A 4778-nucleotide genomic window follows, 5' to 3' on the forward strand; every position below is an offset into this window, starting at 1 on the left:
CTGCCGCTACTCAACATTAAAGACGGACAGGGAGAAGGACAATGAAATTCAAAACCATTGGGGTGGTGAGCGCCCTTATCTCTGTCGTGACGTTGGTGTTATACAGTGCGCTCTACACGGTGGATGAAGTGGATCAAGTGATCATTACGCAGTTTGGTAAACCCGTCGGTTCACCCGTGGTGACGCCTGGGCTAAACATCAAGGTGCCATTTATACAGAAAGTCAATGTGGTTGAAAAGCGGGTGTTGGAGTGGGATGGCGCCCCTTCTGATATGCCAACAAAAGATAAGCTTTATATCTCTGTTGAATTATTTGCCCGATGGAAAATCGTCGACCCGCTCCAGTACTATCTTCGCCTCAGAGATGAGCGCAGTGCCCAGTCGAGGCTCGACGACATACTCGGCAGCGAAACCAGAAATGCGATTGCAAAACATGAATTGATAGAGGTGATCCGCACAACGAAAGACAGAGTGCCAGTGCGAGATGGGTTAATAGGCAACATGGAAGAGACGATAAAAATTGGCACTCTTGTGCCTATTTACAAGGGAAGGAAACGGGTTGAAGAAGAGATCTTTACCTCGGCAGCCCAAAAAATACAGGTATTTGGCATTGAGCTGCTTGATATCCGCTTCAAACGTATTAATTACAATGAAAGTGTCCGTCCAAAAATCTATGAACGCATGATCAGTGAACGTCGCCAGATCGCTGAACGTTTTTTATCTGAAGGCAACGGCGAGTCAGCAAGAATTCGCGGTGACAGAGTGAGAGATTTGGATAAAATTCAGTCTGAAGCTTATCGAGAAGTGGAAGAGATCAGAGGGGCGGCGGACGCTAAAGCCGCCGAGATCTACTCACGGGCATACAATCAAAGTGATGAGGCGGTTGAGTTTTTCGAGTTTGTCAGAACATTAAGGTCATACGACGCTGTTTTTTCCGACAATACGTCGGTCATCCTCTCGACTGATGGGGCACTATTTCGTTTTCTGAATGGCTTTGAGACACTTTCGTCGCAGAACAAGCCCCTCCAATTAGAAGAATGATACCTAGTAACCCACACAAATTTTGAATTTCAAGGAGGAAAGACGTCGCCTTTCTGACCGGGCTGTCCCTCTATAAAAGGTCAAACACGAAAAAAAGGAAATAAGTCATGATTCCTAATAATAAAAAAGGACGGTACCAAACGTATCAAAAGGCGCTCAATGTCAAAGGCGTTGAGTATAAATACTGGTCACTGAGAAAAATCGCTCAGGATTATCAGGCAGTTCTGTCAAAAACGCCCTTTGCTAAGCGCTTGCTTATTGAAAACGTAATGCGGCAAACATCTGACTTAAATGCGTCATCTCGAATTATTAAAGCACTGCTCTTTAAAAATACGACTCTCGATTCAGAGCGCATTGGTCAGTCAACAGAGTTCAGTTTCTACCCTAGCAGAGTGCTGATGCAGGACTATACCGGGATACCGGCTTTGGTCGATCTTGCCGCTATCAGAGATGCAGTTGCACAAGCTGGCGGGGAGCCAAGTCACGTCACGCCTAAGTGTCCGGTCGATCTCGTTATCGATCACTCGCTAATTGTTGAACAGTCTGGCTCAGAATCCTCAATAAACACGAATCGTGCACTTGAAATGGCGCGAAATAGAGAGCGCTATACCTTCCTAAAATGGGCACAAAAAAATTTCCGTAACCTGACCGTGATACCGCCCGGTAAAGGCATCTGCCATCAAGTGAATCTGGAGTATCTATCACACGTTGTTCGCGTAGATGAAAATGGAGTGTTAACACCAGATACTGTGGTAGGAACCGACAGTCACACCACGATGGTAAACGGGTTAGGCGTGCTTGGTTGGGGAGTGGGCGGTATTGAAGCCGAAGCCGCAATGTTAGGTCTGCCGCTCACTATCGCTGTCCCACGGGTTGTCGGCGTACGTCTTGATGGCCAATTACGTCCATGTGTGACCGCGACTGACTTGGTTTTGACGATAACAGAAAGGTTAAGATCACACGGGGTGGTCGGCAAATTTGTTGAATATTATGGTTCTGGCATCGCGCATTTATCTGTGGCCGACCGTGCTACGCTTGCCAATATGGCCCCAGAGTACGGTGCGACATGTGGTATTTTCCCGATTGACGAAAACACTATTTCCTATTTAACGCTGACAAACCGCCCCTCCTCACTGGTCGATCGAGTGCGTGCTTACGCACAAGAGCAAGAGCTATGGTGGGACACGAACACTGTTTCACCTGAGTATGATGAAGATGTCGTCGTGGATTTATCTGAAGTTGTCCCTTCAATAGCTGGCCCCAAACGACCTCAAGATAGGCTTAACATCAGTGCAATTAAGCAGGCAACTCTTGACCAATGTTCAATTGAAGGTGCCTCAACCTCGAGTTCTCGACCAGGACGCTTGGAATCAGGTGCTCACTTAGATCATGGTGATGTTGTCATTGCAGCCATCACCTCATGCACTAACACATCGAACCCTGCTGTTATGCTGACTGCAGGCTTAGTTGCTATGGCAGCAGTGAAAAAAGGGCTGACTGTTCCTGACTACGTCAAAACATCTCTCGCACCCGGATCCTTAGCTGTCGCTCGATATCTCAATGATACAGGCTTACAACATTACCTCGATCTATTGGGATTTCATCGCGTTGGATACGGCTGCACTACATGCATTGGTAACTCTGGGCCTCTGAAAAACAATCTCGAAGCAGAGATCTTAGAGAGAAGCCTTAACGTGTCGGCCGTGTTATCGGGCAATCGCAACTTTGAAGGCAGAATACACCCCGCCGTTAACCTGAACTGGCTTGCTTCACCACCATTAGTGGTGGCGTTTGCGTTAGCGGGCACGACCTGTATTGACTTAGAAAACGAACCCATTGCTTTGAACAGCAATAATGAACCTGTCTATCTCAGCGATCTTTGGCCAAGCCAAACCATGCTCAATGAAATGCTGAAACTCGTGCATGAGAGCCACTTTAGGTTGAGCTACGACGATATCACTGAGGGTGATGAAGAGTGGGAGCAATTGTCGATGAAAGACAGCGCTTGTTACCCATGGGATGAGAACTCCACCTACATACAACGCCCTCCGTTTTTGGAATTACTCCCCCCCACTTTTCCTATTGAATCAGCACGCGTACTCGCCATTTTGGGGGATTCGATCACAACCGACCATATTTCACCCGCAGGGCGCATTTCTGAACATAGTCCGGCGGGTCATTATTTGCTTTCAAAAAACATTCGCCCAGAAGCGTTCAATAGTTTTGGTGCACGCAGAGGAAATCATCACGTCATGGTTCGCGGGACATTTTCAAATCTGCGCTTGGAAAACAAAATCGCCTTCCCGATCAGAGGCGGTTTCACACGATGTTACGGCGATACCAAACTGGATGACTGTAACATGTCGACGACTGAGAAAGTGCCTCCTGTCATACCTATTTTCGATGCCAGCAAAAGGTCACTCGAGTTTCAAGTGCCTTTGGTTATCTTTGCCGGTAAAGACTATGGTTCAGGCTCCAGCCGGGATTGGGCGGCGAAAGGATGTTTGCTACTAAACGTAAAAGCGGTCATCGCGGAATCATTTGAACGGATTCATCGCAGTAATTTGGTCGGTATGGGCGTTTTGCCACTTCAGCTAATGCGACCCGGTGAGTTGATAGCATTCGCGCTGGAAGGGAATGAGACGGTTTTTATCGCGCCCAATGAACCTCTTAAGCCCTTACTAGAGCTAAATATTATCATCGTAACCGCTCAAGGTTCGGAGCATACCATTCCCGTTATTGCACGCATCGATAATCCAAAAGAGCTGGAGTATTTCAACTCGGGTGGCATTCTCAAGTATGTCCTCAACCAATTGGAAATGGATATGCGATAGCCTCTAAAAGCACTAAACCGTTAGCGCCAGATAAGCTACGTTTAAGAAAACGTACCAGACGATTTTATGGCTTGAGCGCTATGCAATGCAGGTACATCTCGGCCTGTTTGCTTCAATCGATGATCCGCGGCGCAGCCAACCGCTTCACCATGTTTACCTTGATGTGATCCCTGCTTCGCTGCTGGCACTTAAACGCTATTTTTCGCCATGGCATGACGGGGAGCTTAAGTTTTGGTTAATCCGAACTGAATCGCATAACTCCCCCCCCCCACGGGATGAATATCAAAAGGACACAGTATGACGACACAGGCATTCAGAACTGAAAAAGACAGTATGGGAGAGGTCTGCGTCCCCGTTAGCGCTCTGTACCAAGCCCAGACCCAGCGCGCGGTAAACAATTTCCATTTCAGCCGTCACACCATGCCTGTTATGTTCATTAAGGCGTTAGCGCATATCAAACAAGCGGCGGCCATTACCAATGCACAGCTGGGATTGCTGCAAGGCGACATTGCCGATGCAATCGTTGAAGCGTCACAGCAGATCATAGATGGTCAGCACCTCGATCAGTTCCCTATTGATGTGTTTCAAACCGGCTCTGGCACTAGCTCAAACATGAACGCCAACGAGGTGATCGCGACGATTGCCGGTGCCCTTCTTGGTGATGCCGTCAGCCCAAATGATCATGTCAACATGGGACAGAGCAGCAATGACTTGATCCCTACTGCCATTCAGGTTAGCGCCGCGTTGATGATAGAGAATCAACTGCTTCCGGCACTTAGAAGTGGCCCCCAATTTTCGGACATGACTTTAAGTGATTGATCTGTTTTGATAGTCCCCAGAAAGACTGGAGCAGATGATGACAAGAAAACGTAGAAACCACTCACCCGAATTTAAAGCGAAGGTG

At 47.8% G+C, this 4778-nt stretch carries 2 protein-coding genes and 1 pseudogene; all 3 read left to right on the forward strand.

Features of this window, described 5'->3' with window-relative positions; translation table 11 throughout:
• Nucleotides 1–41 precede the first annotated feature (41 nt).
• Nucleotides 42–1040 carry a protease modulator HflC gene (hflC, locus tag GMA8713_RS25065; protein WP_062715321.1) on the forward strand — a complete coding sequence of 333 codons (999 nt, stop codon included), beginning with the start codon at nt 42–44 and terminating at the stop codon, nt 1038–1040.
• A gap of 107 nt (nt 1041–1147) precedes the next feature.
• A complete protein-coding gene (acnA, locus tag GMA8713_RS25070) occupies nt 1148–3874 on the forward strand; it encodes an aconitate hydratase AcnA (RefSeq protein ID WP_062715323.1) in 2727 nt (908 codons plus the stop codon).
• A gap of 297 nt (nt 3875–4171) precedes the next feature.
• A pseudogene (locus GMA8713_RS25075) lies at nt 4172–4651 on the forward strand (lyase family protein); the annotation flags it as partial.
• Between the last annotated feature and the right edge of the window lie 127 nt (nt 4652–4778).

The organism is Grimontia marina (genome assembly GCF_900060185.1).
Taxonomy (GTDB): Bacteria; Pseudomonadota; Gammaproteobacteria; order Enterobacterales; family Vibrionaceae; genus Enterovibrio; species Enterovibrio marinus.